This is a genomic window from Streptomyces sp. Y309, from assembly GCF_056712025.1.
In genome coordinates this window covers 8,026,508-8,047,674 of sequence record NZ_CM160048.1, presented here as the reverse complement: position 1 = coordinate 8,047,674, position 21,167 = coordinate 8,026,508, and the positions used below count along the sequence as shown (strand labels likewise).

Here is a 21,167-nt window from a genome sequence, read left to right as displayed (position 1 = left end):
CTGCGCCGGTGGGAGCCATCTCGTGTCCGCTCATGTCCTCAGACCCCAGACCGTTGTCGGTGATCACAAGGTCACGACCACCGACATCACCGACGACATACGCAAGCACCACGCCGAGCACCCCCGGCTCGGCGCGTTCATGCGTGTCATCGGCAACTGCGGCGTCCAGACCCGGTACTTCACCCGCCCCCTGGACTCACCGACCGTGGCCGGCACGGCGGACATCCACGAGCGCGCCACCGCCGCCTTCGACGACGCCCTCGTCATGGCGGAGCGGGCGGCCACGGCGGCCCTGGACGCGGCAGGCCTCACCCCGGGTGACATCGATGCCATCGTCACCACCCACACCACCGGCTGGTCCGTGCCGAACCTGGACATCCACCTCATGGCCCGGCTCGGGCTGCGGCCCACGGTGCGCAGGATCGCGCTGACCACGCTGGCCTGCCCCGGCGGCACAATGGCCCTGATCCGGGCGGCGGAGCTGGTCGCCGTGCGACCGGGCAGCAAAGTGCTGGTGGTGGCGGCGGAGGTCATCTCCTCCGTCTACCACCACAACGACACCGGCATCGAGGCGATGATCTACAAGGCCCTCTTCGGTGACTCCGCGGGCGCGGCGGTCGTCACCGACGAGCCCCTCGGCCCGGGCCTGGTGATCGAGGACTCCTACGAGTACGTGCTGCCGGGCAGCGTAGACCGCCAGCGCGGCCGGATCACGGCGGACGGGTTCCACTTCGACTCCACCCGGAAGGCGTTGACGGCGGCCGACGACGTGCTGCCGCAGCTCCTGGAGTGGGTGGGCCCGCAGCGCGCCGAGTTCGCGGTCATCCATCCGGGCAGCCCGCGCATCATCTCCGACACCGCGGCCGCCCTCGGCCTCGGTGCCGAGGACGCGCGGCACTCCACGGACACCCTCGCCAACGAGGGGAACCTGGGCGGCGTCAGCATCCTCCGTGTCCTGGAGCGCACCCACACGGCGCCGCCCGCCGACGGGGCCCGGGGCTACACCGTCGCGTTCGGGCCCGGCTTCACGACCGCGGCCCTGCGCTGCCGCTGGCACGCCTGACGCCGGCACCGCCCCGCCCGAGCCGACCCGCAACCGATTGCTCCCGCTTCCGCTCACGCTCCTGCCCGCGCCCGCGTCTGTGCTTGTCGTGTCGCCGTCGCTTGTCGTGTCGCCGTCGTGACCACGCCTCGGCGCACTCGTACCCTCCCCCACCGGTGGCCCGGAGGGGGAGGGCTTTGCCGGGTGTTTGCGTGCGCTTGCGCGAGACCTGGTCACTCGTATGGCCCAATTCATCCTTTCGGCCACCCCGAACCGGCCACGTGACCGATGGTGCGCCCCGGCTCGCCGCGGTCAAGCTGGACGGATGTTCACGGCGCGGAATCCCAGGTGGTGGCTCAGGGCGGCGGGGGCCGCCGGTGTGTGCGCGCTGACCGCGGCCCTCCTCGCGAACGCGCCCGCCCGGCGCGGGCAGCCCCGTCCGGCGCCGCGGCACGGCGGCGCGGACCCGCGGCTCGACGCCCTCGCCCTGACGATCGCCGTGGTGGCCTCGGCGGCGGTCCTCGTGGCGCTGCGGGGCGCGGCCTCGCGGGGCGCGGGCACGCGGAAAGCGCGCGGGCAGGGCGTCGGCACGGGCGCGCGGGGCGTGGGCACGGAAGCGCGCCAAGACGCATCCGCGGGCGAGCGCGCACCCGCAGCCGTGCGCGCACTCGCGGGCCACGACACCCGCCCGACGGAAGACAGCGCAGACACGGCCAAGGCCATGGCCACCACCGGCGCCACCCCCCGCGCTGCCGCCGACACCGCCGTCACCGAAAGCACGGCCGCCCGCTGATGCTGCACACGCTCTACCTCGTCGGCATCGCCGCCTTCGCCGCCAGCGGCGTCCTCGCCGCGCACCGCGCGCGGATGGACCCGTTCGGCGGGCTCGTGCTCGCCTTCGTCGCGTCCATCTCCGGCGGCACCCTGCGCGACCTCATCCTCGACCGGCACCCGTTGTACTGGACGCACGACTGGGTCCTGCTCACGGTCGTCGCCTGCACCGGCGCGGCCACGATGCTGTACCTGCGCCACCGCGAACTCCCCCAGCGCTCGCTGATGGTGGTGGACGCGGTCGGCCTGTCCGTGGTGACGGTCATGGGCGCGCAGGCCGCCATCGACGCGCACGTCACACCGCTCGCCGTCGTCATCCTCGCCGTGCTCACGGGCGTGACCGGCGAGGTCGTGCGCGATGTGCTGTGCGGTCAGTTCCCGCCGCTGCTGCTGCGCGAGGAGGTGTACGCGACCGCCGCCCTGGCGGGCGCCCTGTGCTACCTCGGCCTGCACCACGCGGGAGCGTCCCCGACCGCGACCACGGTCACCTCGGCCGGACTCGTGCTCGCCCTGCGCCTCGCCGCGATCACCAAGTCGCTGCACCTGCCGCCGCTCGCCCGGGCAGCGGACAGGCAGCCCCCAACGTAATTCCGTTGCCCCACCCCGGCACCCCTGCTGAAGTGACCCGCATGGATCACTCAGCGGTGCTCGCGGCGTACGACCGGCAGATACGGCGAAACCTGGACACGGACGGGCCGGACGGGCCCGGCGTGCAGATCGAGCGGACAGGCGGTGTCGTACGGCGCGTGGGCACCGCCCACGACTGGAACGGCGTCCTCTGGTCCGGGCTCGACGAGACCACCGCCGACGAGGCGATCGCCGCCCAGGTGCGCCACTTCACCGCCCTCGGCCTGGAATGCGAGTGGAAGGTGTACTCCTACGACCTCCCCGCCGACCTGCCCGACCGACTCCTCGCGGCCGGATTCACGCCCGAGCCCGCCGAGACCCTGATGGTGGCGGCCGTCGACGAACTGCCCCTGGACGCGGGGCCGCCCGAGGGCGTCCGGCTGCTCCCGGTCACGGACGCGGACGGCGTGCGGCTCGTGATCGACGTGCACGAGCAGGCCTTCGGCACCGACGGCACCGCGCTCGGCCGCCAACTGCTCGACCAGCTCACCTCGGCGCCGGAGTCGATCGCGGCGGTCGTGGCCCTGGCCGGTGACGTACCCATCAGCTCGGCGCGCCTGGAGTTCCGGCCGGGCACGGACTTCGCCGGGCTGTGGGGCGGCGGCACGGTGGAGAAGTGGCGCGGCCGGGGCGTGTACCGCGCGCTGATCGCCTACCGCGCCCGCCTCGCCCAGGCCCGTGGCGTGCACTATCTCCAGGTCGACGCCTCCGACCAGAGCCGCCCCATCCTGGGCCGCCTCGGCTTCGCGGAGCTGGGCACGACGACGCCGTACGTGTACCGGCCCTGACCCGGCGGCCCGGCGGCCCGGCCCATGCTCGGCCCAGCAGCCCAAGCTCAGCCCAGCAGCTTGATGATCGCGTCTGTGGTGTCCGTCTCGCCGAGCCGCGGGAAGATCTTCTCGACGCTGTTGCGGTGCGTCTGCTCGTCGAGGTCGGTCACCGCGTCGACGGCGACCGTGACGTGGTAGCCGTGCTCGTGGGCGGCACGGGCCGTGGACTCCACGCCGATGGACGTCGCGATGCCGCCGACGACGACCTGCGTGACGCCGCGGCGGCGCAGTTGGAGGTCGAGGTCGGTGCCGTAGAAGGCGCCCCACTGGTGCTTGGTGACGACGATGTCGCTGTCCTGCCGGTTCAGCTCCGGACGCAGCTCGGCCCAGTCGGCGGGCACCTCACCGCGCCCCCGGAGCTCGCTCTCGGTGCGCCCGGGGGCGCCGCCGACCACGTGCACCAGGACGACGGGGAGTCCGTGCGCGCGGAAGGCCTCGGCGAGCCGGGCGCCCCGCTCGACGATCTGCTCGGACGGGTGGACGGAGGGCAGTGCGGTGATGCCCTTCTGGAGGTCGACGAGGACGAGTGCGGTGTTCGGGTCGAGGGTGGTGGCGGTCATGGTGTGCCTCTCTGTCGTGTCGGCGCGGGTGGCCGGGGTCAAGTAGGTGGAGGGGGGCGGTTTCTGCCGGGCCCGCGGTGCGCGGCCCATCGCCGTCAGGGCGACCGGGTCCGCAGTGCGCGGTCGGTGACCGTCAGGACGATCAGGGCCAGCGCGAGCACCGCGCCGACCCCGGTCATCAGGTGCAGGCCGGCGTCCGTGGCGCGCTGACCGTACGCGAGGCCGATCAGGCCGGTGGCCGCGATGGCACCGATGTACTGCGCGGTGCGCTGGAGCCCCGCGGCGGAGCCGATGGCGTCGGCGGGGGCGAAGTCCTGTACGGCGGCCTGGTTTCCGGTGCCGATGAGGCCCTGCGGGATGCCGAAGCAGGCTCCGGCGAGCAGCAGGACCACGAGCGGTGTGCCGCCGGTGGTGCGGAACAGCACCGCGCTGCCCACGACGAGCAGCACGGCCGACACGGTGAGCGGGGCGCGGATGCCCTTGGTGCGCGCGCCGAGCAGCGAACAGCCGAGCGCGGCAAGGGACATGGGCAGCAGCACGAGCCCGGTGCCCAGCGAGGAGAGGCCGCGCGCCTCCTCCAGCCACTGGGTGAAGCCGTACATCACGCAGTACACGATCAGGTAGCTGAGGCCGTGCCGCAGGTAGGTGCGGGTGAGGGCGTGGTTGCGGCCCAGCATGCGCAGGTCGATGAAGGGGTGCGGGTGGCGCAGCTGCCACCGGGTGAGGAGGGCGCCGAGCACGGCCACGGGGGCGAGCAGCCACCACAGGGGGTTCCTGAGGTCGAGCAGGAAGAAGACGAGGCAGCTCAGGGCGCCGGTGAAGAGCAGGATGCCGAGTGAGTCGAGAGGGTGCGCAGTGCGGCGCGTGCGGTCGCGGGGCCCGTCGGCGGGGATCCACCGCAGCGCCCCGGCGAAGGCGATCAGCGCCACGGGGATGTTGACGGCGAAGATGCCGCGCCATCCCGCCGCGGCGACGAGGAGCCCGCCGAGCGTCGGCCCGACGGCGGCGCTGCCGAGCGCCGCGAAGGACAGCCGCCCCAGGACGGTGCGGGGCGTGCGGACGCCGACGCGCCGGGACTCGTCGCGCAGGACCGCCATCGCCGCCGGGTACGCGGCCGACGTACCGACGCCGAGCAGCAGCCGCGAGGCGAGCAACCAGCCGAACCCGGGCGCGAGCACGCCGATGAGGCCCGAGGCGGCCACGCCGATCAGCCCGCCGAGGAAGACGCGGCGCGCGCCGACGGTGTCGGCGAGCTTGCCGAGAACGGGCTGGGCGACGGCGCTCGCGAGGTAGAGGACGGAGACCAGCCAGGCGGTGTCGGCGGGTCCGACGCCGAAGTCGTGCCCGATCGCCACCAGACCGGTGGAGATCATGGTGGTGTTGAGCGGGTTGAGGACGGAGCCGAGCAGCAGCGGCGCCGTCAGCCGCGCGCCGAAGCCACGCCGTTCCCCCTTCTCGTTCTCGCGTGACGCCGGGACCCGCCCCTGAGCTGACGCCAGGTCCCGCCCCTGAGCTGACGCCGGGTCCCGCTCCTGAGACGACGCCGGGTCCCGCTTCTGGAGCGGTACCGGCCGGGCCCGTGCCATGCGGCGGCGTAACCCGCTCACTTGCGGACCAGCCGTTCCAACAGCTCGACGGCGGCCGCCAGTTGGCGTTGCTCGCGCTCGTCGAGGTCGGCCGCGATGGCCGCCGACAGCCAGCCGTGCTTGGCGGCCCGCGCCTCGGCGAGCACACGGCGCCCCTCGTCCGTCATGGACACCACGGACTGCCGCCCGTCATGCGGGTCCGGCGCGCGCCCGACCAGGCCTTCGGCTTCGAGCGCGCCGACGGTGAGCCGCATCGACTGGGGCCGCACGTGTTCGGCGCGGGCCAGGGCCGCGGTGGTGGCGGGCCCCTCCTCGAGCAGTGCGAGCGCGGACCTCTGCGAGGCGGTCAGGCCGGTCTCCGGCGACTCGTTGCGCAGCCTGCGTACGACGTGCCGGACGGCCACCGTGAGATCGGCGGCGAGCTGTTCCGGACTGGTCCTGGCCGTACTCCCGGGCTTCTCGGTCATGGCATCATCGTACGAGTTAGACAGGCAACCTTGCAAGGTTGCCTGTCTAACTCGTCACGCCACCAGCACAGCTCAGGAGTTCGGCGGCGTCTCGTCCGGGAAGATCTTCGTGACGACCTTGCCGTCCTTCGTCAGATAGCCGTGCAGCATGCCGGGGCTGCTGTGCGGGGCGTCGAACTCCCCGTTCGGCGCGAGCGCGATCACCCCGCCGTCGCCGCCGAGCCCCGGCAGCCGCTTGACGATCACCTCGTACGCGGCGGTCGCGACGCCGACCCCCTTGAACTCCATGAGGTTGGAGATCGTCGAGGTGGCCGCGCCCCGGATGAACACCTCGCCGGCACCGGTGGCGCTCGCGGCGACCGTGCTGTTCTTCGCGTACGTCCCCGAGCCGATGAGCGGCGAGTCGCCGACGCGGCCGGGCAGCTTGTTGGTCATGCCGCCCGTGGAGGTGGCCGCCGCCAGGTCGCGCCTGCCGTCCACGGCGACCGCGCCGACCGTGCCCTTGGACTGCGCGTCGGCGAGCGCCGCCGGGGAGCCCGCGGCCTTCTTGTTGCCCTTCTTGCCCTTCTCGCCCTTCTCCTGCTCCTTGGCGGCCATCAGGGCGTCCCAGCGGGCCTGCGTCCAGTAGTAGTCCTGGGTGACGGTCTTCAGGCCGTGCCGCGCGCCGAAGTCGTCGGCGCCCTCGCCCGCGAGCAGGACGTGCTTGGACTTGTCCATGACCGCGCGGGCGCCCGCGATGGGGTTGCGCAGGCTCTTCACGCCCGCCACCGCACCCGCCTTCAGGTCCGAGCCGCGCATGATCGACGCGTCCAGTTCATGGCCCGCGTCGGCGGTGAAGACGGCGCCCTTGCCCGCGTTGAACAGCGGGTTGTCCTCAAGGCGCTGCACGGCGGCCTGGACGGCGTCCACGCTGGAGCCGCCCTTGTCGAGGATCTTCTGCCCGGCCTTCAGGGCTTCGGTGAGCCCGTCCCGGTACGCCTTCTCGCGCTCCGGGGTCGTCTTGTCCCGGTCGAGCGCGGTCCCGGCGCCGCCGTGCACGGCGAGCACCACGTCGCGCGCGTCGGGCTTGGCCTTGCCCGCGGGGCGCGCGTCGAGGGCGGCGGGAGCCGCCCGGTCCACGGGCGTCCGGTCACTCCCCTGCGGGACGGCGAGCGCGGTGGCCGTGACCGCGGCAGCGGCGGCAACAGCGGAAATCAGCCAGGTCAAGGGACGTATGCGCATGGGCACTCCTTGGCAGGACGGCGACGGGCCCACCGTAAGGGCATGCACATGACGTCAACCAGGGGGCGGCGTCACACCGCCCCCTGGTTACCCACGCGTGTAGCGGTTCCCCACGCGTGTCAGCGGATCGGCAGCCCCGAGAGCGTGCGGGCGATCACCAGGCGCTGGATCTCGCTGGTGCCCTCGAAGATGGTGTAGATGGCGGCGTCCCGGTGCATGCGCTCCACCGGGTACTCGCGGGTGAAGCCGTTGCCGCCGAGGATCTGGATCGCCTGGGCGGTGACCTTCTTGGCGGTCTCGCTGGCGAACAGCTTGGACATCGAGCCCTCGGCCGACTCGAACTTCTTGCCCGTGGTGGCCATCCAGGAGGCGCGCCACACGAGCAGCCGGGCCGCGTCGATCTGCGTACGCATGTCGGCCAGTTGGAAGGCGACGCCCTGGTTGTCGATGATGGGGCGGCCGAACTGCGTACGCGTCTTGGCGTACTCGAGGGCCTCTTCGTACGCGGCGCGGGCCGTGCCCACCGCCATCGCGCCGACCGCCGGGCGGGACGCCTCGAACGTGGCCATGGCGGCGTTCTTCAACCGCGCCCCGTCCTTGTCGGCACTCTTCGCGCGCTCACGCGCGCGTGCCAGGCGCTCGTCCAGCTTGCCCTTGCCGCCGAGCAGGCAGGAGCCGGGGACGCGCACGTCCTCCAGGACGACCTCGGCGGTGTGCGAGGCGCGGATGCCGTGCTTCTTGAACTTCTGGCCCTGGGACAGGCCGAGGGTGTCCGGCGGCACGATGAAGGACGCGTGGCCCTTGGAGCCGAGCTCGGGGTCGACCACCGCGACGACGACGTGGACGCCCGCGATGCCGCCGTTGGTCGCCCAGGTCTTGGTGCCGTTGAGGACCCACTCGTCCTTGGCCTCGTCATAGACGGCGCGCGTCCGCATGGAGGCCACGTCGGAGCCCGCGTCCGGCTCGGACGAACAGAAGGCGGCGACCTTCACGTCGTTCACGTCGCCGTACATCTGCGGGATCCAGGTGCCGATCTGCTCCTCGGTGCCGTTGGCAAGGACGCCCACCGCGGCCAGACCGGTGCCGACTATGGACAGGGCTATGCCCGCGTCGCCCCAGAACAGCTCCTCCATCGCCATCGGGATGCCGAGCCCGGTGGGGTCGAAGAACTGCTGGGCGTAGAAGTCCAGGGAGTAGATCCCGACCTTCGCCGCCTCCTGGATCACCGGCCAGGGCGTCTCCTCGCGCTCGTCCCACTCGGCCGCGGCGGGGCGGATCACGTCGGCGGCGAACCCGTGGAGCCAGTCACGGACCTCCTTCTGCTCGTCGTTGAGCTCCATGGTGAACTCGGCCATGACCCCTCCAGGACTGCGGACACCTGCTACGTTACTTGCGGTAACTGGAGTCTGTTACCGGCCGGTAGCCGATGTCAACTCCCGGCAGCCCGTTCGATGCGCACCCCCGCGCGGGTGTTACGTTGCGCGTGCGTCAGCAATCGCATCGGGCGGAGAGATCACTTCATGGAGACCACGCAGCGGACCGATCAGCAACGGTCCGCCGAGCAACGGCGGCGCGAACTGCTCGAGGCGGCCGACCGCGTCGTGCTCCGCGACGGCCCCGGCGCCTCGATGAACGCCATCGCCGCCGAGGCGGGCATCACCAAGCCCATTCTGTACCGGCACTTCGGCGACAAGGGAGGCCTGTACGCGGCCCTCGCCAAGCGGCACACGGACGCCCTGCTCGCCTCGCTGCGCGCCGCACTGGATGCCCCCGCCGAGCGCAGGGAGCGCGTGGAGTCCACGCTCGACACCTACCTCGCGGCGATCGAGGCCCGTCCCCAGGTCTACCGCTTCCTGATGCATCCGTCGGAGGCGGGCCCGACCGGCGACCAGGGCGGCGAGGGCGGCTTCGACGTCGGCCTGCACTCCGTGCCCCTGCTGCGCCGGCTCGGCGAGGAGCTGGCCGAGGTCATCGAGGAGCGGGTCGACCTCGGCCCGGAGAGCACCCAGCTCGCGCGGGTGTGGGGCCACGGCATCGTCGGCATGATGCACGCGGCCGGCGACTGGTGGCTCGGCGAACGGCCCTGCTCCCGCGCCGAGTTGGTGCGCTGCCTGGCGGACCTGCTGTGGGGACGGCTCGCGGCGGCGGGCAACCGCCTGGGCGGGCCGGGCTTCTGAGGTCCGGTCACCGGCGTCCGCCCCGGACCGCCCGGGTTCAGGCGGTGGCGGCCCAGGGTGCCCGCGCCGCCTGGCGCAGCACCCGGCGGCGGCGCCACCCGGTGACGCGGTCGGTGTACACCCCGCCCTCCAGGTGGTCGTACTCGTGCTGGAGGCAGCGGGCGAAGAATCCGGTGCCGTGCACCCGCACCGGCTCCCCGCGCAGCGTGACGCCCTCGACGACGGCGTGGTCGAAGCGCGGGGTCGCCGCCTCCAGGCCCGGCAGCGACAGACACCCCTCGGGTCCGCGCACGCTCACCCCGTCCACGTCCACCAGGCGCGGGTTCACCAGGTGCCCGAGGTGACGTACGTCCTCGTCGTCCGGGCAGTCGTAGACGAACACCCGCAGGCCCACGCCGACCTGATTCGCGGCCAGGCCCACCCCCCTCGCGGCGTACATCGTGGCGTACATGTCCTCCACGAGCGCGGCCAGTTGGGGGCCGAAGTCGGTCACCTCCGCGCAGGGGGTGTGCAGCACGGGGTCACCGAGCAGGGTCAGGGGTCGTACGCGCCCTGAGGCGCCCGGGATCGAGCCGTGTCGCATGGCGGCAAGAGTACGGTCAAGGGACAGCCGTGCCGTCGACAGGTGCCGTGACGGGTGCCGTAGGTGCCGTGACGGGTGCCGTGATTCGGGCTTGTCAGTCGATCTCGATAGGCTGGCCCGACACGATGCCGGGCAGGCGCGGCGCCGTACGCAAGGAGGATCCAGACTGATGGCAGGACACCCTGGCAGTGCAGACCCGCTGTCGCCGCGGGCCAAGCTGGCCGTGACGGCGGGCAAGGCGGCCGCGGCGGTGTCGCGCGCGGCGGGCCGCGGCAGCGGTTCGGTGATCGGCGGCAAGGTGGCCCTCAGGCTCGACCCGGAGCTTCTGGGCCGGCTCGCCACGCACCTGGACGTGGTGCTCGTCTCGGCCACGAACGGCAAGACGACCACCACGCGGCTGATCGCCGAGGCCCTGCGCGCCAGCGGCCCGGTCGTCTCCAACGCGCTCGGTGCCAACATGCCCGCCGGCATCACCTCCGCGCTCGCGGGCGGCTCCGACGCCCGCTTCGGCGTGATCGAGGTCGACGAGAAGTACCTCGCGGGAGTCGCCCGTGACGTCGACCCCAAGGCGATCGCGCTGCTCAACCTCTCGCGCGACCAGCTCGACCGCGCCGCCGAGACCCGCATGCTCGCCGAGAAGTGGCGCGAGGGCCTGTCGGGATCCAAGGCCGTCGTCATCGCCAACGCCGACGACCCGCTGGTCGTGTGGGCCGCCTCCTCCTCGCCGAACGTGGTGTGGGTGGCCGCCGGCCAGGAGTGGAAGGACGACGCCTGGTCGTGCCCGGCGTGCGGCGGCGTGATGCAGCGCCCCGGCGACGACTGGTTCTGCGGCGACTGCGGCTTCCGCCGCCCCGCGCCGAGCTGGGCCCTGTCCGGGGACTATGTGCTCGACCCGCACGGCTCGGCCTGGCCGATCCACCTCCAGCTCCCCGGCCGGGCGAACAAGGCGAACGCCACCTCGTCGGCCGCCGTCGCCGCCGTCTTCGGCGTGCCCCCGCAGGTCGCCCTGGAGCGGATGTATCAGGTGCAGGCGGTCGCAGGACGCTATGACGTCGTGCAGTTCCAGGGCCGCGACCTGCGCCTGCTGCTCGCGAAGAACCCGGCGGGCTGGCTCGAAACGTTTTCGCTCATCGACCCGCCGCCCACCCCGGTGATCCTCTCCGTGAACGCCCGCGGCGCGGACGGCACCGACACCTCCTGGCTGTGGGACGTCGACTACACCCGCCTCGCCGGTCACCCGATCTTCGTCCTCGGCGACCGCAAGCTGGACCTCGCCGTCCGCCTGGAGGTCGCAGGCCTCGACTTCCGCGTGTGCGAGACGCTCGACGAGGCCGTGCAGATCGCCCCGCCCGGCCGCATCGAGACGATCGCGAACTACACCGCGTTCCAGGACCTGCGCCGCCGCGTCGGCAACTGACCCCACCGGACTTCGAGACCTTCGTAGGGACCAATGAGCATGAGCGACAACAGCCTGCGTCTGGTGTGGGTCTACCCCGACCTGCTGAGCACGTACGGAGACCAGGGCAACGCCCTCGTCGTCGAGCGCCGCGCCCACCAGCGCGGCCTCCAGGTCGAGCGGTACGACGTCCGCAGCGACCAGCCGGTGCCCACCTCCGGCGACATCTACCTGATCGGCGGCGGCGAGGACCGCCCGCAGCGCCTGGCCTCCGAGCGGCTGCGCCGCGACGGCGGACTGCAGCGGGCCGTGGGCAACGGCGCCATCGTCTTCTCCGTGTGCGCGGGCTACCAGATCCTCGGCAACGAGTTCATCAACGACCTCGGCCAGCGCGAGCCCGGCCTCGGCCTGCTCGACGTGGTGTCCACGCGCGGCGAGGGCGAGCGCTGCGTCGGCGACGTCCTCGCGGACATCGACCCGCAGCTCGGCCTGCCGGAGCTCACCGGCTTCGAGAACCACCAGGGCATCACGCACATCGGCCCCGGCTCGCGCCCCTTCGCCCGCGTCCGCCTCGGCAAGGGCAACGGCACGGGGGACGGCACCGAAGGCGCGTACAACGGCACGGTCTTCGGTACGTACATGCACGGGCCCGTGCTCGCCCGCAACCCGCTCATCGCGGACCTGCTCCTGAAGCTGGCCCTCGACGTGAACGCGCTGCCGCCGACGGACGACCGGTGGTACGACGCCCTGCGCGGCGAGCGCATCGCCGCTGCGCAGCAGCAGCCCGCGTAACGCCTCGGACAACGGGCGGGCTGGAATCCAGCCCACCCCGAGCGGGTGTCCAGTGGGTGGGCGGACCCTGCGGGGACAGACCGCACGCCGGTAGGGTGGCCGCGATCCAGCCGGACGACGTGGTCCGGGATTCGGCCCACGTAGCGAAGGTATTCCGGGCTATGCGCATTGGTGTCCTGACGTCCGGCGGCGACTGCCCCGGCCTGAACGCCGTCATCCGTTCGGTCGTCCACCGTGCCGTCGTCGACCACGGCGACGAGGTCATCGGCTTCCACGACGGCTGGAAGGGACTGCTCGAATGCGACTACCGCAAGCTGGACCTGGACGCGGTGGGCGGCATTCTGGCGCGCGGCGGCACGATCCTCGGCTCCTCGCGGGTGCAGCCCGCCCACCTGCGTGACGGCGTCGAACGCGCCAAGGGCCACGTGGCCGACCTCGGCCTCGACGCGATCATCCCGATCGGCGGCGAGGGCACGCTCAAGGCCGCCCGCCTGCTGTCGGACGCGGGCCTGCCGATCGTCGGCGTACCGAAGACCATCGACAACGACATCGCGGTCACGGACGTGACGTTCGGCTTCGACACGGCCGTCGGCGTCGCCACCGAAGCCCTCGACCGCCTGAAGACCACCGCCGAGTCGCACCAGCGCGTCCTGATCGTCGAGGTCATGGGCCGGCACACCGGCTGGATCGCGCTGCACTCCGGCATGGCGGCCGGCGCGCACGCCATCGTCGTCCCGGAACGGCCCTTCGACATCGAGGAGTTGGCGAAGAAGGTCGGCGAGCGGTTCGAGGCGGGCAAGAAGTTCGCCATCGTCGTGGCCGCCGAGGGCGCCAAGCCCCGTGAGGGCAGCATGGCGTTCGACGAGGGCGTCAAGGACGTCTACGGCCACGAGCGGTTCGCCGGCATCGCCCGCCAGCTCTCCCTCGAACTGGAGCAGCGCCTCGGCAAGGAGGCCCGCCCGGTGATCCTCGGCCACGTGCAGCGCGGCGGCACCCCCACCGCGTACGACCGCGTGCTCGCGACCCGCTTCGGCTGGCACGCCGTGGAGGCCGTGCACCGCGGCGAGTTCGGCCGGATGACGGCGCTGCGCGGCACGGACATCGTCATGGTGTCCCTGGCCGAGGCCGTCGAGACGCTGAAGACCGTGCCCGAGGAGCGGTACGCGGAAGCGGAGTGCGTGCTCTGAGCCGGTAGTCCGCATTTCACGTACTCGCCCCCGGTCGCAAGCGCGGCCGGGGGCGGTTCTACTCTGGTGCGGACACACAGCGCACAATCTGCACGAAACAGGAGCCAGCGGATGGATCACAGCGGGCACGGCATGCATGGCATGAACATGGATCTGCCGCCGTTCACGCTGGGGCGCGGGCTCGAGCCTTCGGCCGACCCCTTCTTCCTCATCGGCTGCCTGGTGGCCCTCGCCCTGTACGGGTGGGGCGTCGTGCGCCTGGTGCGGCGCGGCGACAAGTGGCCGGTCGGCCGCACCGTCTCGTTCGTCATCGGCGTCCTGACCATCCTGCTCGTGATGTGCACGAAGCTGAACGACTACGGCATGGTCCTGTTCAGCGTGCACATGGTGCAGCACATGATCATCAGCATGCTCTCGCCGATCCTGCTGCTCATGGGCGCGCCGATCACGCTGGCACTGCGGGCGCTGCCGGTCGCGGGCCGCGGCCGCAAGGGCCCGCGGGAGCTGCTCCTGGCGCTGCTGCACAGCCGCTACGTACGGATCATCACGCACCCCGCGTTCACCATCCCGCTGTTCATCGCGAGCCTGTACGCGCTGTACTTCACGCCGCTGTTCGACACCCTGATGGGCTCCAAGACCGGGCACATCGGCATGATGGTGCACTTCCTCGCCGTCGGCCTGGTGTTCTTCTGGCCGATCATGGGCGTGGACCCGGGCCCGCACCGGCCCGGCTACCTGATGCGGATGCTGGAGCTCTTCGCCGGCATGCCGTTCCACGCCTTCTTCGGCATCGCCCTGATGATGGCGTCCGAGCCCATGATCGACACGTACAAGAACCCGCCGGCCTCGCTCGGCGTCGAGGCGCTCGCCGACCAGAACGCCGCCGGCGGCATCGCCTGGGCCTTCAGCGAGATCCCCTCGGTGCTCGTGCTGCTCGCCCTGCTCTTCCAGTGGTACCGCTCCGACCAGCGCGAAGGCCGCCGCAAGGACCGTGCCGCCGACCGCGACGGGGACAAGGAGCTGGAGGCGTACAACGCCTATCTGGCATCACTGGCGGCGCGCGGACGCTAGCGGCAGGACCGCATCGCGGGTGAGGATGGCCTCAGGCCCATGGTCACGGCGCCGGCGCCCAGCCGGACGCCCGACCTGCGTTTGAGGAGGCAGGGCGATGCCTGGTTCTACGAAGACGATGGGGGCTTTCACCATCGGGGGTCTGGTGATGGTGACCGCCTACACGGTGGCGCTCGGGAGCAACGGCTGGCTGTGGTTCGGCTGGGTGGTGCTCGGGCTGCTCACGGTGGCGATGGTGTTCGCGCGGACGACGTGAGGGGCGGGCCGTGAGGGCCAGGCCGTGAGGGTCGGGCGGCCTCAGAAGCGGAAGACGTTCCCGGTCCCCGACCCCATCTCGCACGCGTTGCCGTACGTCTTGTGCCAGGCCACGGGCCTGCCCCGGAACTCCCCGGTCGCGCTCACGGTGACCGGGGCGTACTCCCTGGTGCACAGGCGTGGCTCACCCGCCAGCTTGTCGAAGTCGCCGCCTGCCGCGTCCAGCTCCGCGCAGGCGCGTGCCGCGTGCGGGTGGTGACCGCCGGGCTCGGGCGCGCACCGCAGCACCACGCCCCGGATCCAGGTGTTCTCGTCGCCGGAGACGGTCAGGAAGACGCCGCGCTGACGGGGCGGCGCGTCGACGCCGGGCGCCGCCGCGACGGGCGCGGCGGCCGCGGCGAGCGCGATGAGGGCGGCCGAGGTGACAGTGAGCGAGCGCATGGGACCTCCGGGGGCTGCGCCGGACCGCCGGTCACGGACGGTGGCGTCAAGGACGTCGGGCACCGGTCAGAGCACCTCGCAACACCACGCCCGGCAAGCCGCCACGCCGGTCACTCCCCCGTACGGGGCCTGCCGCTCCCCCGCACGGATGGCACGACCGGGACCGCACCGACCGCTCTCCGCACGATCCACAAGACCCGTACGGGCTCTCGCGCATGCGCCGCCGATTGACTACTGTGCGTCGGCACCACCCCCGGGGGAAGGCGGCGCCCGCATGTTCTACCTACTGCTCAAGTACGTGATCCTCGGGCCCCTGCTCCGGCTGATGTTCCGGCCCAGAATCGAAGGTCTGGAGCACATCCCCGAGCACGGAGCGGCCATCGTCGCCGGGAACCACCTGTCGTTCTCCGACCACTTCCTGATGCCCGCGATCATCAGGCGGCGCATCACGTTCCTGGCGAAGGCCGAGTACTTCACCGGCCCCGGCATCAGGGGCCGGCTCACGGCCGCGTTCTTCCGCAGCGCCGGGCAGATCCCGGTGGACCGCTCCGGCAAGGAGGCCGGCCAGGCCGCGATCCGCGAAGGCCTCGGCGTGCTGCGCAAGGGCGAGCTCCTCGGCATCTACCCCGAAGGCACCCGCTCGCACGACGGCCGCCTGTACAAGGGCAAGGTCGGGGTCGCCGCGATGGCGCTGCGGGCGCATGTGCCGGTGGTGCCGTGCGCGATGATCGGCACGTTCGAGGCCCAGCCGCCCGGGAAGGTCGTACCGCGCTTCCGGCGGGTGACGATCCGCTTCGGCGAACCGCTGGAGTTCTCGCGCTACGAGGGCATGGACGGCGAGAAGGCGGTCCTGCGCGCCGTCACGGACGAGATCATGTACGCGATCCTCGGCCTGTCCGGCCAGGAGTACGTGGACAAGTACGCCGCCGTGGTGAAGGCGGAGGAGGAGGCGGAGCGCGCCACGGGCGGCCGGCGTCCGTTACCGGAGCGGAAGTTCCCGAGGATGCCGCTGAGCTGAGGCGTTCCCGGCGCTGGCGCGCGCCTATGATCCAGTGATCGATCTGTTCGACCACCGGGCGGGGGACGCCTGGACGGCACGGCGGGAGGCCTGAGGTGACCGAGCACGCCCAGTACACGAAGCTCATCGGACTGCTGGAGGAGAGGGGCGCGGAGTACCGCGTCATCGAGCACGCTCCGGAAGGAGCCACGGAGGCGGTGAGCGCACTGCGCGGCAACGATCTCGCGCAGGCCGCGAAGTGCATCGTGGTGATGGTGAAGCTCGACAAGAAGACGAAGCGGTACGTCCTCGCGGTCGTGCCCGGCGACCGGCGCGTGGACCTGAACGCGGTCAAGGCCCTGTTCGGCGGGGTGTACGCGGGATTCGCCACGCAGGAGGTGGCGGAGCGGCTCTCGGGGAGCGTGAGCGGCACGATCCTGCCGTTCTCCTTCGACCCTGAGCTGGAACTCGTGGTGGATCCGGACCTGCTGGCGCACGAGGAGCTGTTCTTCAACGCGGCGCGCCTGGACCGCTCGCTGGCGCTGCGGACCGCGGACTACCGGGAGATCGCCCAGCCGAAGCCGGCGGCGATCTCCCAGTAGCTCTCCCGGTAGCTCGGTGATTCCCGCGGCTACGGCTTGGGCGTGGCGTGCGGCGTGCACGTCACGTCACGGCTGTCCACCTTGCCGGTGAGCAGGTAGGTGTCGACGCGCTCGTTGAGGCAGGGATTCGCCAGGTTGGTGATGCCGTGCGAACCGGCGTCCTTCTCCGTGATCAGGCGGGAGCCCTTGAGGCGCTTGTGCAGCTCGACCCCGCCCGGGTACGGCGTGGCGGCGTCCCGCGTGGCCTGGGCGATCAGCGTGGGCGGCAGGCCCTTGCCGGTCTTGACCTCGACGGGCTTGTGCTGCTTGCTCGGCCAGGTCGCGCACGGCAGGTTCATCCAGGCGTTGGCCCACGTCATGAACGGGTGGTCCTTGTGGATCCGGGTGTTGTCCCGGTCCCACTTCTGCCAGCTGGTGGGCCACTTGGCGTCGGCGCACTCGACGGCGGTGTAGACGGCGTTGCCGTTCTCCGACGACTTGTTGCCGGCCACGTCGGACATGTCCGGGCTCGCGGCCTCGACCAGCGGCTTCGGGTCACCGGCGACGTACTTGCTCCAGTTGGTCGCGATCGAGACCCAGGTGGAGTCGTAGTACGGCGCGTTCTGGAAGTACGAGACGAGCTCGGCCGGTCCGACGACACCGTTCAGCGGCGCCTTCTTGGCCGTCGCCCGCAGCTTCTCCCACTGCGCGCGCACCTTCTCGTAGCTGTCGCCGAGGTGGAAGGTCGCGTCGTACTTGGCGACCCACTCCATCCAGTCCTTCAGCCGGACCTCGAAGGCGACGTCCTGGTCGAGGTTGGCCTCGTACCAGATCTTCTCCGTCGAGGGGTTGACGACCGAGTCGAAGACCATGCGGCGCACGTGCGACGGGTAGAGCGTGGCGTACACCGCGCCGAGGTAGGTCCCGTACGAAACCCCCAGGAAGTTGAGCTTCTTCTCCCCGAGCGCGGCACGGATGACGTCCAGGTCCCGCGCCGTGTTGGGCGTCGTCATGTGCGGCAGCATCCAGCCGCTGCGCTCCTTGCACCCCTGCGCGTACTCGGCGGCGAGCTTGCGCTGGGCGCGCTTGTCGGCCTCGGAGTCGGGGACGGGGTCCAGCTTGGGCGCCTTCACGAACTCCTGCGGGTCCACACACGAGATGGGCGCGGAGTGGCCGACGCCGCGCGGCTCGAAGCCCACGAAGTCGTAGGCCTTGGCGGTCTTCTCCCACAGCTTGTTCTTGCTCGTGACGCGCGCGGGGAAGCGCAGGCCGGAGGCGCCGGGGCCGCCCGGGTTGTAGAGCAGCGCCCCCTGCCGCTCCTCCTTGCTCCCCGTGTTGCCGATCCGATCCACCGCGAGCTTGATCTGCTTGCCGTGCGGCTTGGCGTAGTCGAGCGGGACGGTGACCCACCCGCACTGGATCGGCTTGGCGATGCCCCAGTCCTCGGGACAGTCCTTCCAGTCGATGCCCTTCTTGGCGGCGCGCCGGGCGGCGATGGCGGCACCCACCGCCTCCCGGTCCTTGGCGGCCACGGCGTGGGCAGGGCCGCCCTGGCCGGACTGGGCATCGGCGCTCGCGGACGGCGCGGCGAGCGCCCCCGCTATCAGCGTCGCCGCGACGAGTGTGCCCGCGGACCCGAACGTCACCGTCCGTCTGGTCCGCGTGGTCATCGGGGTACGACTCAAGTGGGGCCTCCCGCACATCGATTCGGTCGTTCGCTCGGTACGGGGATACTTCCGTCTGTGCGGTCCCTGACAACAGACGTGTCGGATGTTTTTTGCCAATCCGATAAACGGGCCGACCGGTACCGGTGAGCGGCTACCGCAGACCGGAGGCCCGATCCCTCCCCGGAATCGGGCCTTCGACGTTCGGTGCGTGTCTGCCTGAGTGACTATGAACGACGCCTGCCCGGCAGATCCCGTAAAGGTGGCTGAGCTAAGCGAGTTCCTTCCGCATCAACGTGCACATCGTTTCGTAGCGGCGCAACAATCCATCAGGGGCTTGCTCGTCCCACGAGTCCGGCTGCCGGTCGTACGCGACATATCCCAGCCGTTCGTACAGTGCATGTGCCCGGGGGTTGTTGTCCTCCACAGCCAGCTCGGCCTGGCGCAGACCGCGGTTCCTGATCCGCAGTTCTGCGGCTTCGACAAGAAACGCGCCGATCCCACACGACTGCAGTGCGGGGTGGACTGCCAGCTGTCACAGAGTGCCGACGCCGCCCTTGGCCACAGGGATGTCGGTTGCGGGGCAGACCGCAAGGTAGTCGACCTCACCGATCCGGGCACGTTCCAACTGCTTGGCGACGCCGGCCAGGTGGTGGTCGGACCCTGCCCACCCGCACGACGCCAGGTCCGCATGCACCAAGTCACGGGCTGACAGCTTCAACACGACGTTGATCATCTTCAGTACCTCCGGCGAGCCAGCATCCATGGCCGATCACACGGGGCGCAAAGCCGTTTCCTCAGCCCGCGCTCCTGGCTCACCGAGACGCGAGGGCTCAGCCCAAGCCCTTCCGGGTCCGGCGCCGTGGCCTGAAGCGGCCTCGGCCGCCGTCGCGATGGTCACGGCGGCCACCGGTGCCGCTCGGCCCGGCCGTCCGGTCGCCCGACTTCGGCGGGACCGGCGGCGCGGGTGCCCGCACGGTCGGCCGGGAGCGGCCGTAGTGGAAGGAGGCGATGCGTTCGTTGTGCTGCGCGTTGAGTCGGTGGATGAGGAGCACTCCGAGAGCGATCATCGCCAGGAGCACGATCACGATCACGACGGTCTCCATCGTCCTCACATCCCCTGCGGTCGCTGCGGTGTCACCGCGGACAGAGCCGCTCGGCGGCCGCCGTCGCGGGCGTCGCTGGAGGCGTCGGCCCTGACGGCCGGGATCCGTGGCCGTGCGGCCGGATCGCGGGCCTCACGCCCTCCTTCGGAGGCCCAGACCTCCTCCACGGCCCGGTCGCCCTCCGCGACGGTCCGCAGTCGCGCTGCCTCCGCCATCAACCGGCTCGCGGTGGACGTTCCTAGAGAGCCTGCGGGAGCGAGAGACAGGCGGAGAGGAGGGGAACAGGAAGAGGGCCATGAGCCGGAGGGGGAAGGCTGGTTCGGCCGGGCCTCGGGGGTCGGCGGGAAGGAGATGGTCGCAGTCATGACGCGAACCCTGCCCCGGGCCGACTGCAACCGGCCCGGCGTATTCGATCGCCGAAAACGACACAAGCATGGCGGCCGGTGCGCGAAATGTCCTCGGTAGTTTCAGAGTACTCCTCCGACGTGTTGTACGACCGGGGGCGTCCCCTCGTGGTCCTCGCCGGACTCGTAGTCCTCGTAGCCCTCGTGGCGCTCGTGGCGCTATTGGGTCGTACGCGGGCCCTCCGTGGCCGTCGGACGCGTGCGATCAGTGCCGGTGTCGACGTGAGCGGTGCCGGTGGCGACGTGATCCGTCCCGGTGGCGATGAGGATCTGTTCGGCCTCGGCGAGGTTGTCGGCGCGGACGGCCGCCGCCATCGCGGCGCGTGCCGCGTCGGGCGTCGCGTGCGGGGGGACCACCAGCAGGGAGAAGTGGTCCCGGTCGCCGCGGGTGATGAGGACGGTGTCGTCGCCGATCGGAGAGAAGTCGAGGTGCACGACGCGGCCCTCGACGACCAGTCGTGGCGGTGCCTTCTCCCAGGCACTGGAGTCCAGACCCACCCGCGTGACCGGCCCGATGTATTCAGTGAGGGCGGCGATCAGACCGGGAAGTTCGGCGCCGACGTCGCGGGAGCGCGGCCACCACGCGCCGTCGAGGATTCCCTGACGCTCATGTGTCGTCTCCAGGCGCAGGAAGGCGGTCCCAGGCCTGACGGCCTTGTGGACGGCGTCCGGCAGCAGCTTCGGCACGCGTCGAGGGTCGGAGTCGGACATCGTGTTCGCCTGTCTGCGAGGATTCGGCGGCTCACACGCGCATACGGCGATGGCGGTGCTGCCGCCGGGAAAACCTCACGATCTTCCTCATTTCACGGTACTCCTCCCTGCTCGCGAGCAGGGCGGTCACGCATCGCCTCCCACCGCGGCGGCCATGAGCGGCTCGGCCGTGCTCTGCGCGGTGTCGGGCGGTACGACCAGCAGGTCCCACCTGCCCCGGTTGGGGGTGAGCAGACAGACCGTGTGCGGAGCGGACGCCGCGGTGGACCTGCGCAGGCGCACGACCTGGTTGAAGACCAGCATCCGGCCGGGTGTCGCGGCCCATGTCGCGCCGTTGACCGTGACGCTGCTGATGTGCCCCCAGGCCCTGGGCAGTCCGGCGAGCAGCCGCGGGAGTTCCGCGAGCAGGTCGTACGAGTGGGGCCACCACGCGCCGTCGATATGCTGCGGCACGCCCCCACGGGGCACGAGACGCAGGCGGAGGAGGGGGTGTGAGGGGAGCAGGGGCTGCAGTGCGGCGGTCATGAGGTCTCCTGCGGAGTTGTCGTGCGGTGGGTGGGAGCACGTACCGCCGATGGCCGCCAAGCCTGCCGCGAAGGCATAACTCCGGGCGGGCGTACGGTCGTTGCGGAGCAGTC

General features: G+C 71.5%; 24 protein-coding genes and 1 pseudogene. 12 read left to right on the top strand and 13 right to left on the bottom strand.

Annotated elements, in window-relative coordinates:
- Positions 1-22: 22 nt before the first annotated feature.
- From AC0KTA_RS33680 to AC0KTA_RS33665, 4 genes are all read left to right on the top strand, one after another.
- Positions 23-1,063 carry a PhlD gene (locus tag AC0KTA_RS33680; protein ID WP_481051969.1) on the top strand — a complete coding sequence of 347 codons (1,041 nt, stop codon included), beginning with the start codon at positions 23-25 and terminating at the stop codon, positions 1,061-1,063.
- Between the two features lie 304 nt (positions 1,064-1,367).
- A complete protein-coding gene (locus tag AC0KTA_RS33675) occupies positions 1,368-1,835 on the top strand; it encodes a hypothetical protein (protein ID WP_481051968.1) in 468 nt (155 codons plus the stop codon).
- Positions 1,835-2,461 (top strand): trimeric intracellular cation channel family protein, encoded by a 627-nt coding sequence (locus AC0KTA_RS33670; RefSeq protein ID WP_481051967.1) that lies wholly within the window; start codon positions 1,835-1,837, stop codon positions 2,459-2,461. The genes AC0KTA_RS33675 and AC0KTA_RS33670 overlap by 1 nt, the downstream gene beginning before the upstream one ends.
- 41 nt (positions 2,462-2,502) lie before the next feature.
- On the top strand, positions 2,503-3,288 hold the full coding sequence (locus AC0KTA_RS33665; RefSeq protein ID WP_481051966.1) for a GNAT family N-acetyltransferase: 786 nt from the start codon (positions 2,503-2,505) through the stop codon (positions 3,286-3,288).
- 47 nt (positions 3,289-3,335) lie between these two features.
- On the opposite strand, the gene AC0KTA_RS33660 is transcribed toward AC0KTA_RS33665, so the two are convergent.
- The 5 genes from AC0KTA_RS33660 to AC0KTA_RS33640 form a co-directional block, all read right to left on the bottom strand.
- Positions 3,336-3,890 carry an isochorismatase family protein gene (locus tag AC0KTA_RS33660; protein WP_481051965.1) on the bottom strand — a complete coding sequence of 185 codons (555 nt, stop codon included), beginning with the start codon at positions 3,888-3,890 and terminating at the stop codon, positions 3,336-3,338.
- Between the two features lie 95 nt (positions 3,891-3,985).
- The gene (locus tag AC0KTA_RS33655) at positions 3,986-5,476 is read right to left on the bottom strand and encodes an MFS transporter (protein WP_481051964.1); all 1,491 of its coding nucleotides are present in this window, start codon (positions 5,474-5,476) and stop codon (positions 3,986-3,988) included.
- Between the two features lie 17 nt (positions 5,477-5,493).
- Positions 5,494-5,943, bottom strand: a complete 450-nt coding sequence (locus AC0KTA_RS33650; RefSeq protein ID WP_481051963.1) for a MarR family winged helix-turn-helix transcriptional regulator — start codon at positions 5,941-5,943, stop codon at positions 5,494-5,496.
- Between the two features lie 72 nt (positions 5,944-6,015).
- The gene (locus AC0KTA_RS33645; RefSeq protein WP_481051962.1) at positions 6,016-7,164 is read right to left on the bottom strand and encodes an isoaspartyl peptidase/L-asparaginase family protein; all 1,149 of its coding nucleotides are present in this window, start codon (positions 7,162-7,164) and stop codon (positions 6,016-6,018) included.
- A 119-nt stretch (positions 7,165-7,283) separates the two neighbouring features.
- Positions 7,284-8,519, bottom strand: a complete 1,236-nt coding sequence (locus AC0KTA_RS33640; protein ID WP_481051961.1) for an acyl-CoA dehydrogenase family protein — start codon at positions 8,517-8,519, stop codon at positions 7,284-7,286.
- 165 nt (positions 8,520-8,684) lie between these two features.
- Between AC0KTA_RS33640 and AC0KTA_RS33635 the strand changes: the two genes are divergently transcribed.
- Positions 8,685-9,341: a TetR/AcrR family transcriptional regulator gene (locus AC0KTA_RS33635; protein ID WP_481051960.1), complete on the top strand. Its 657-nt coding sequence runs from the start codon at positions 8,685-8,687 to the stop codon at positions 9,339-9,341.
- A 37-nt stretch (positions 9,342-9,378) separates the two neighbouring features.
- Here the strand turns inward: AC0KTA_RS33635 and def are convergent, their stop codons facing one another.
- Entirely contained in the window at positions 9,379-9,924 is a 546-nt protein-coding gene (gene def / locus AC0KTA_RS33630; RefSeq protein ID WP_481051959.1) for a peptide deformylase, read from the bottom strand.
- Positions 9,925-10,093: 169 nt separating this feature from the next.
- Between def and AC0KTA_RS33625 the strand changes: the two genes are divergently transcribed.
- The 5 genes from AC0KTA_RS33625 to AC0KTA_RS33605 all read left to right on the top strand — a co-directional run bounded on the left by AC0KTA_RS33625 (position 10,094) and on the right by AC0KTA_RS33605 (position 14,626).
- A complete protein-coding gene (locus AC0KTA_RS33625; RefSeq protein WP_481051958.1) occupies positions 10,094-11,341 on the top strand; it encodes a MurT ligase domain-containing protein in 1,248 nt (415 codons plus the stop codon).
- A 39-nt stretch (positions 11,342-11,380) separates the two neighbouring features.
- Positions 11,381-12,112, top strand: coding sequence for a type 1 glutamine amidotransferase (locus tag AC0KTA_RS33620; RefSeq protein WP_481051957.1), 732 nt, complete (start codon positions 11,381-11,383; stop codon positions 12,110-12,112).
- Positions 12,113-12,273: 161 nt separating this feature from the next.
- Entirely contained in the window at positions 12,274-13,299 is a 1,026-nt protein-coding gene (locus tag AC0KTA_RS33615; RefSeq protein WP_481051956.1) for a 6-phosphofructokinase, read from the top strand.
- Between the two features lie 111 nt (positions 13,300-13,410).
- Complete coding sequence (locus AC0KTA_RS33610) at positions 13,411-14,370, top strand: cytochrome c oxidase assembly protein (protein WP_481051955.1); 960 nt, start codon at positions 13,411-13,413, stop codon at positions 14,368-14,370.
- Between the two features lie 97 nt (positions 14,371-14,467).
- Positions 14,468-14,626, top strand: coding sequence for a hypothetical protein (locus tag AC0KTA_RS33605; protein WP_037656815.1), 159 nt, complete (start codon positions 14,468-14,470; stop codon positions 14,624-14,626).
- Between the two features lie 41 nt (positions 14,627-14,667).
- Here AC0KTA_RS33605 and AC0KTA_RS33600 read toward each other — a convergent pair whose 3' ends face one another.
- Positions 14,668-15,066, bottom strand: a complete 399-nt coding sequence (locus tag AC0KTA_RS33600) for a subtilase-type protease inhibitor (RefSeq protein WP_481051954.1) — start codon at positions 15,064-15,066, stop codon at positions 14,668-14,670.
- Between the two features lie 274 nt (positions 15,067-15,340).
- On the opposite strand from AC0KTA_RS33600, the gene AC0KTA_RS33595 reads away from it, so the two are divergent.
- Together AC0KTA_RS33595 and AC0KTA_RS33590 are read left to right on the top strand one after the other, a co-directional pair.
- Entirely contained in the window at positions 15,341-16,084 is a 744-nt protein-coding gene (locus tag AC0KTA_RS33595; protein WP_481051953.1) for a lysophospholipid acyltransferase family protein, read from the top strand.
- A 95-nt stretch (positions 16,085-16,179) separates the two neighbouring features.
- Entirely contained in the window at positions 16,180-16,665 is a 486-nt protein-coding gene (locus AC0KTA_RS33590) for a YbaK/EbsC family protein (protein ID WP_481051952.1), read from the top strand.
- A gap of 29 nt (positions 16,666-16,694) precedes the next feature.
- On the opposite strand, the gene AC0KTA_RS33585 is transcribed toward AC0KTA_RS33590, so the two are convergent.
- The 6 genes and pseudogenes from AC0KTA_RS33585 to AC0KTA_RS33560 all read right to left on the bottom strand — a co-directional run bounded on the left by AC0KTA_RS33585 (position 16,695) and on the right by AC0KTA_RS33560 (position 21,054).
- The gene (locus tag AC0KTA_RS33585; protein WP_481051951.1) at positions 16,695-18,314 is read right to left on the bottom strand and encodes an alpha/beta hydrolase; all 1,620 of its coding nucleotides are present in this window, start codon (positions 18,312-18,314) and stop codon (positions 16,695-16,697) included.
- 265 nt (positions 18,315-18,579) lie between these two features.
- A pseudogene (locus AC0KTA_RS33580) lies at positions 18,580-19,044 on the bottom strand (GNAT family N-acetyltransferase).
- A 97-nt stretch (positions 19,045-19,141) separates the two neighbouring features.
- Positions 19,142-19,414: a hypothetical protein gene (locus AC0KTA_RS33575; protein WP_481051950.1), complete on the bottom strand. Its 273-nt coding sequence runs from the start codon at positions 19,412-19,414 to the stop codon at positions 19,142-19,144.
- 5 nt (positions 19,415-19,419) lie between these two features.
- A complete protein-coding gene (locus tag AC0KTA_RS33570; protein WP_481051949.1) occupies positions 19,420-19,629 on the bottom strand; it encodes a hypothetical protein in 210 nt (69 codons plus the stop codon).
- 348 nt (positions 19,630-19,977) lie between these two features.
- Positions 19,978-20,529 carry a DUF5994 family protein gene (locus AC0KTA_RS33565; RefSeq protein ID WP_481051948.1) on the bottom strand — a complete coding sequence of 184 codons (552 nt, stop codon included), beginning with the start codon at positions 20,527-20,529 and terminating at the stop codon, positions 19,978-19,980.
- A 126-nt stretch (positions 20,530-20,655) separates the two neighbouring features.
- The gene (locus tag AC0KTA_RS33560; RefSeq protein ID WP_481051947.1) at positions 20,656-21,054 is read right to left on the bottom strand and encodes a DUF5994 family protein; all 399 of its coding nucleotides are present in this window, start codon (positions 21,052-21,054) and stop codon (positions 20,656-20,658) included.
- Between the last annotated feature and the right edge of the window lie 113 nt (positions 21,055-21,167).

Coding starts and splice junctions, on each gene's coding strand:
- AC0KTA_RS33640 (WP_481051961.1), bottom strand. CDS start 8,519: ATGGCCGAGTTCACCATGGAGCTCAACGACGAGCAGAAGGAGGTCCGT.
- AC0KTA_RS33620 (WP_481051957.1), top strand. CDS start 11,381: ATGAGCGACAACAGCCTGCGTCTGGTGTGGGTCTACCCCGACCTGCTG.
- AC0KTA_RS33645 (WP_481051962.1), bottom strand. CDS start 7,164: ATGCGCATACGTCCCTTGACCTGGCTGATTTCCGCTGTTGCCGCCGCT.
- AC0KTA_RS33655 (WP_481051964.1), bottom strand. CDS start 5,476: ATGGCACGGGCCCGGCCGGTACCGCTCCAGAAGCGGGACCCGGCGTCG.
- AC0KTA_RS33570 (WP_481051949.1), bottom strand. CDS start 19,629: ATGGCGGAGGCAGCGCGACTGCGGACCGTCGCGGAGGGCGACCGGGCC.
- AC0KTA_RS33665 (WP_481051966.1), top strand. CDS start 2,503: ATGGATCACTCAGCGGTGCTCGCGGCGTACGACCGGCAGATACGGCGA.
- AC0KTA_RS33625 (WP_481051958.1), top strand. CDS start 10,094: ATGGCAGGACACCCTGGCAGTGCAGACCCGCTGTCGCCGCGGGCCAAG.
- def (WP_481051959.1), bottom strand. CDS start 9,924: ATGCGACACGGCTCGATCCCGGGCGCCTCAGGGCGCGTACGACCCCTG.
- AC0KTA_RS33675 (WP_481051968.1), top strand. CDS start 1,368: ATGTTCACGGCGCGGAATCCCAGGTGGTGGCTCAGGGCGGCGGGGGCC.
- AC0KTA_RS33610 (WP_481051955.1), top strand. CDS start 13,411: ATGGATCACAGCGGGCACGGCATGCATGGCATGAACATGGATCTGCCG.
- AC0KTA_RS33660 (WP_481051965.1), bottom strand. CDS start 3,890: ATGACCGCCACCACCCTCGACCCGAACACCGCACTCGTCCTCGTCGAC.
- AC0KTA_RS33650 (WP_481051963.1), bottom strand. CDS start 5,943: ATGACCGAGAAGCCCGGGAGTACGGCCAGGACCAGTCCGGAACAGCTC.
- AC0KTA_RS33615 (WP_481051956.1), top strand. CDS start 12,274: ATGCGCATTGGTGTCCTGACGTCCGGCGGCGACTGCCCCGGCCTGAAC.
- AC0KTA_RS33600 (WP_481051954.1), bottom strand. CDS start 15,066: ATGCGCTCGCTCACTGTCACCTCGGCCGCCCTCATCGCGCTCGCCGCG.
- AC0KTA_RS33575 (WP_481051950.1), bottom strand. CDS start 19,414: ATGGAGACCGTCGTGATCGTGATCGTGCTCCTGGCGATGATCGCTCTC.
- AC0KTA_RS33565 (WP_481051948.1), bottom strand. CDS start 20,529: ATGTCCGACTCCGACCCTCGACGCGTGCCGAAGCTGCTGCCGGACGCC.
- AC0KTA_RS33635 (WP_481051960.1), top strand. CDS start 8,685: ATGGAGACCACGCAGCGGACCGATCAGCAACGGTCCGCCGAGCAACGG.
- AC0KTA_RS33605 (WP_037656815.1), top strand. CDS start 14,468: ATGCCTGGTTCTACGAAGACGATGGGGGCTTTCACCATCGGGGGTCTG.
- AC0KTA_RS33595 (WP_481051953.1), top strand. CDS start 15,341: ATGTTCTACCTACTGCTCAAGTACGTGATCCTCGGGCCCCTGCTCCGG.
- AC0KTA_RS33560 (WP_481051947.1), bottom strand. CDS start 21,054: ATGACCGCCGCACTGCAGCCCCTGCTCCCCTCACACCCCCTCCTCCGC.
- AC0KTA_RS33585 (WP_481051951.1), bottom strand. CDS start 18,314: ATGACCACGCGGACCAGACGGACGGTGACGTTCGGGTCCGCGGGCACA.
- AC0KTA_RS33670 (WP_481051967.1), top strand. CDS start 1,835: ATGCTGCACACGCTCTACCTCGTCGGCATCGCCGCCTTCGCCGCCAGC.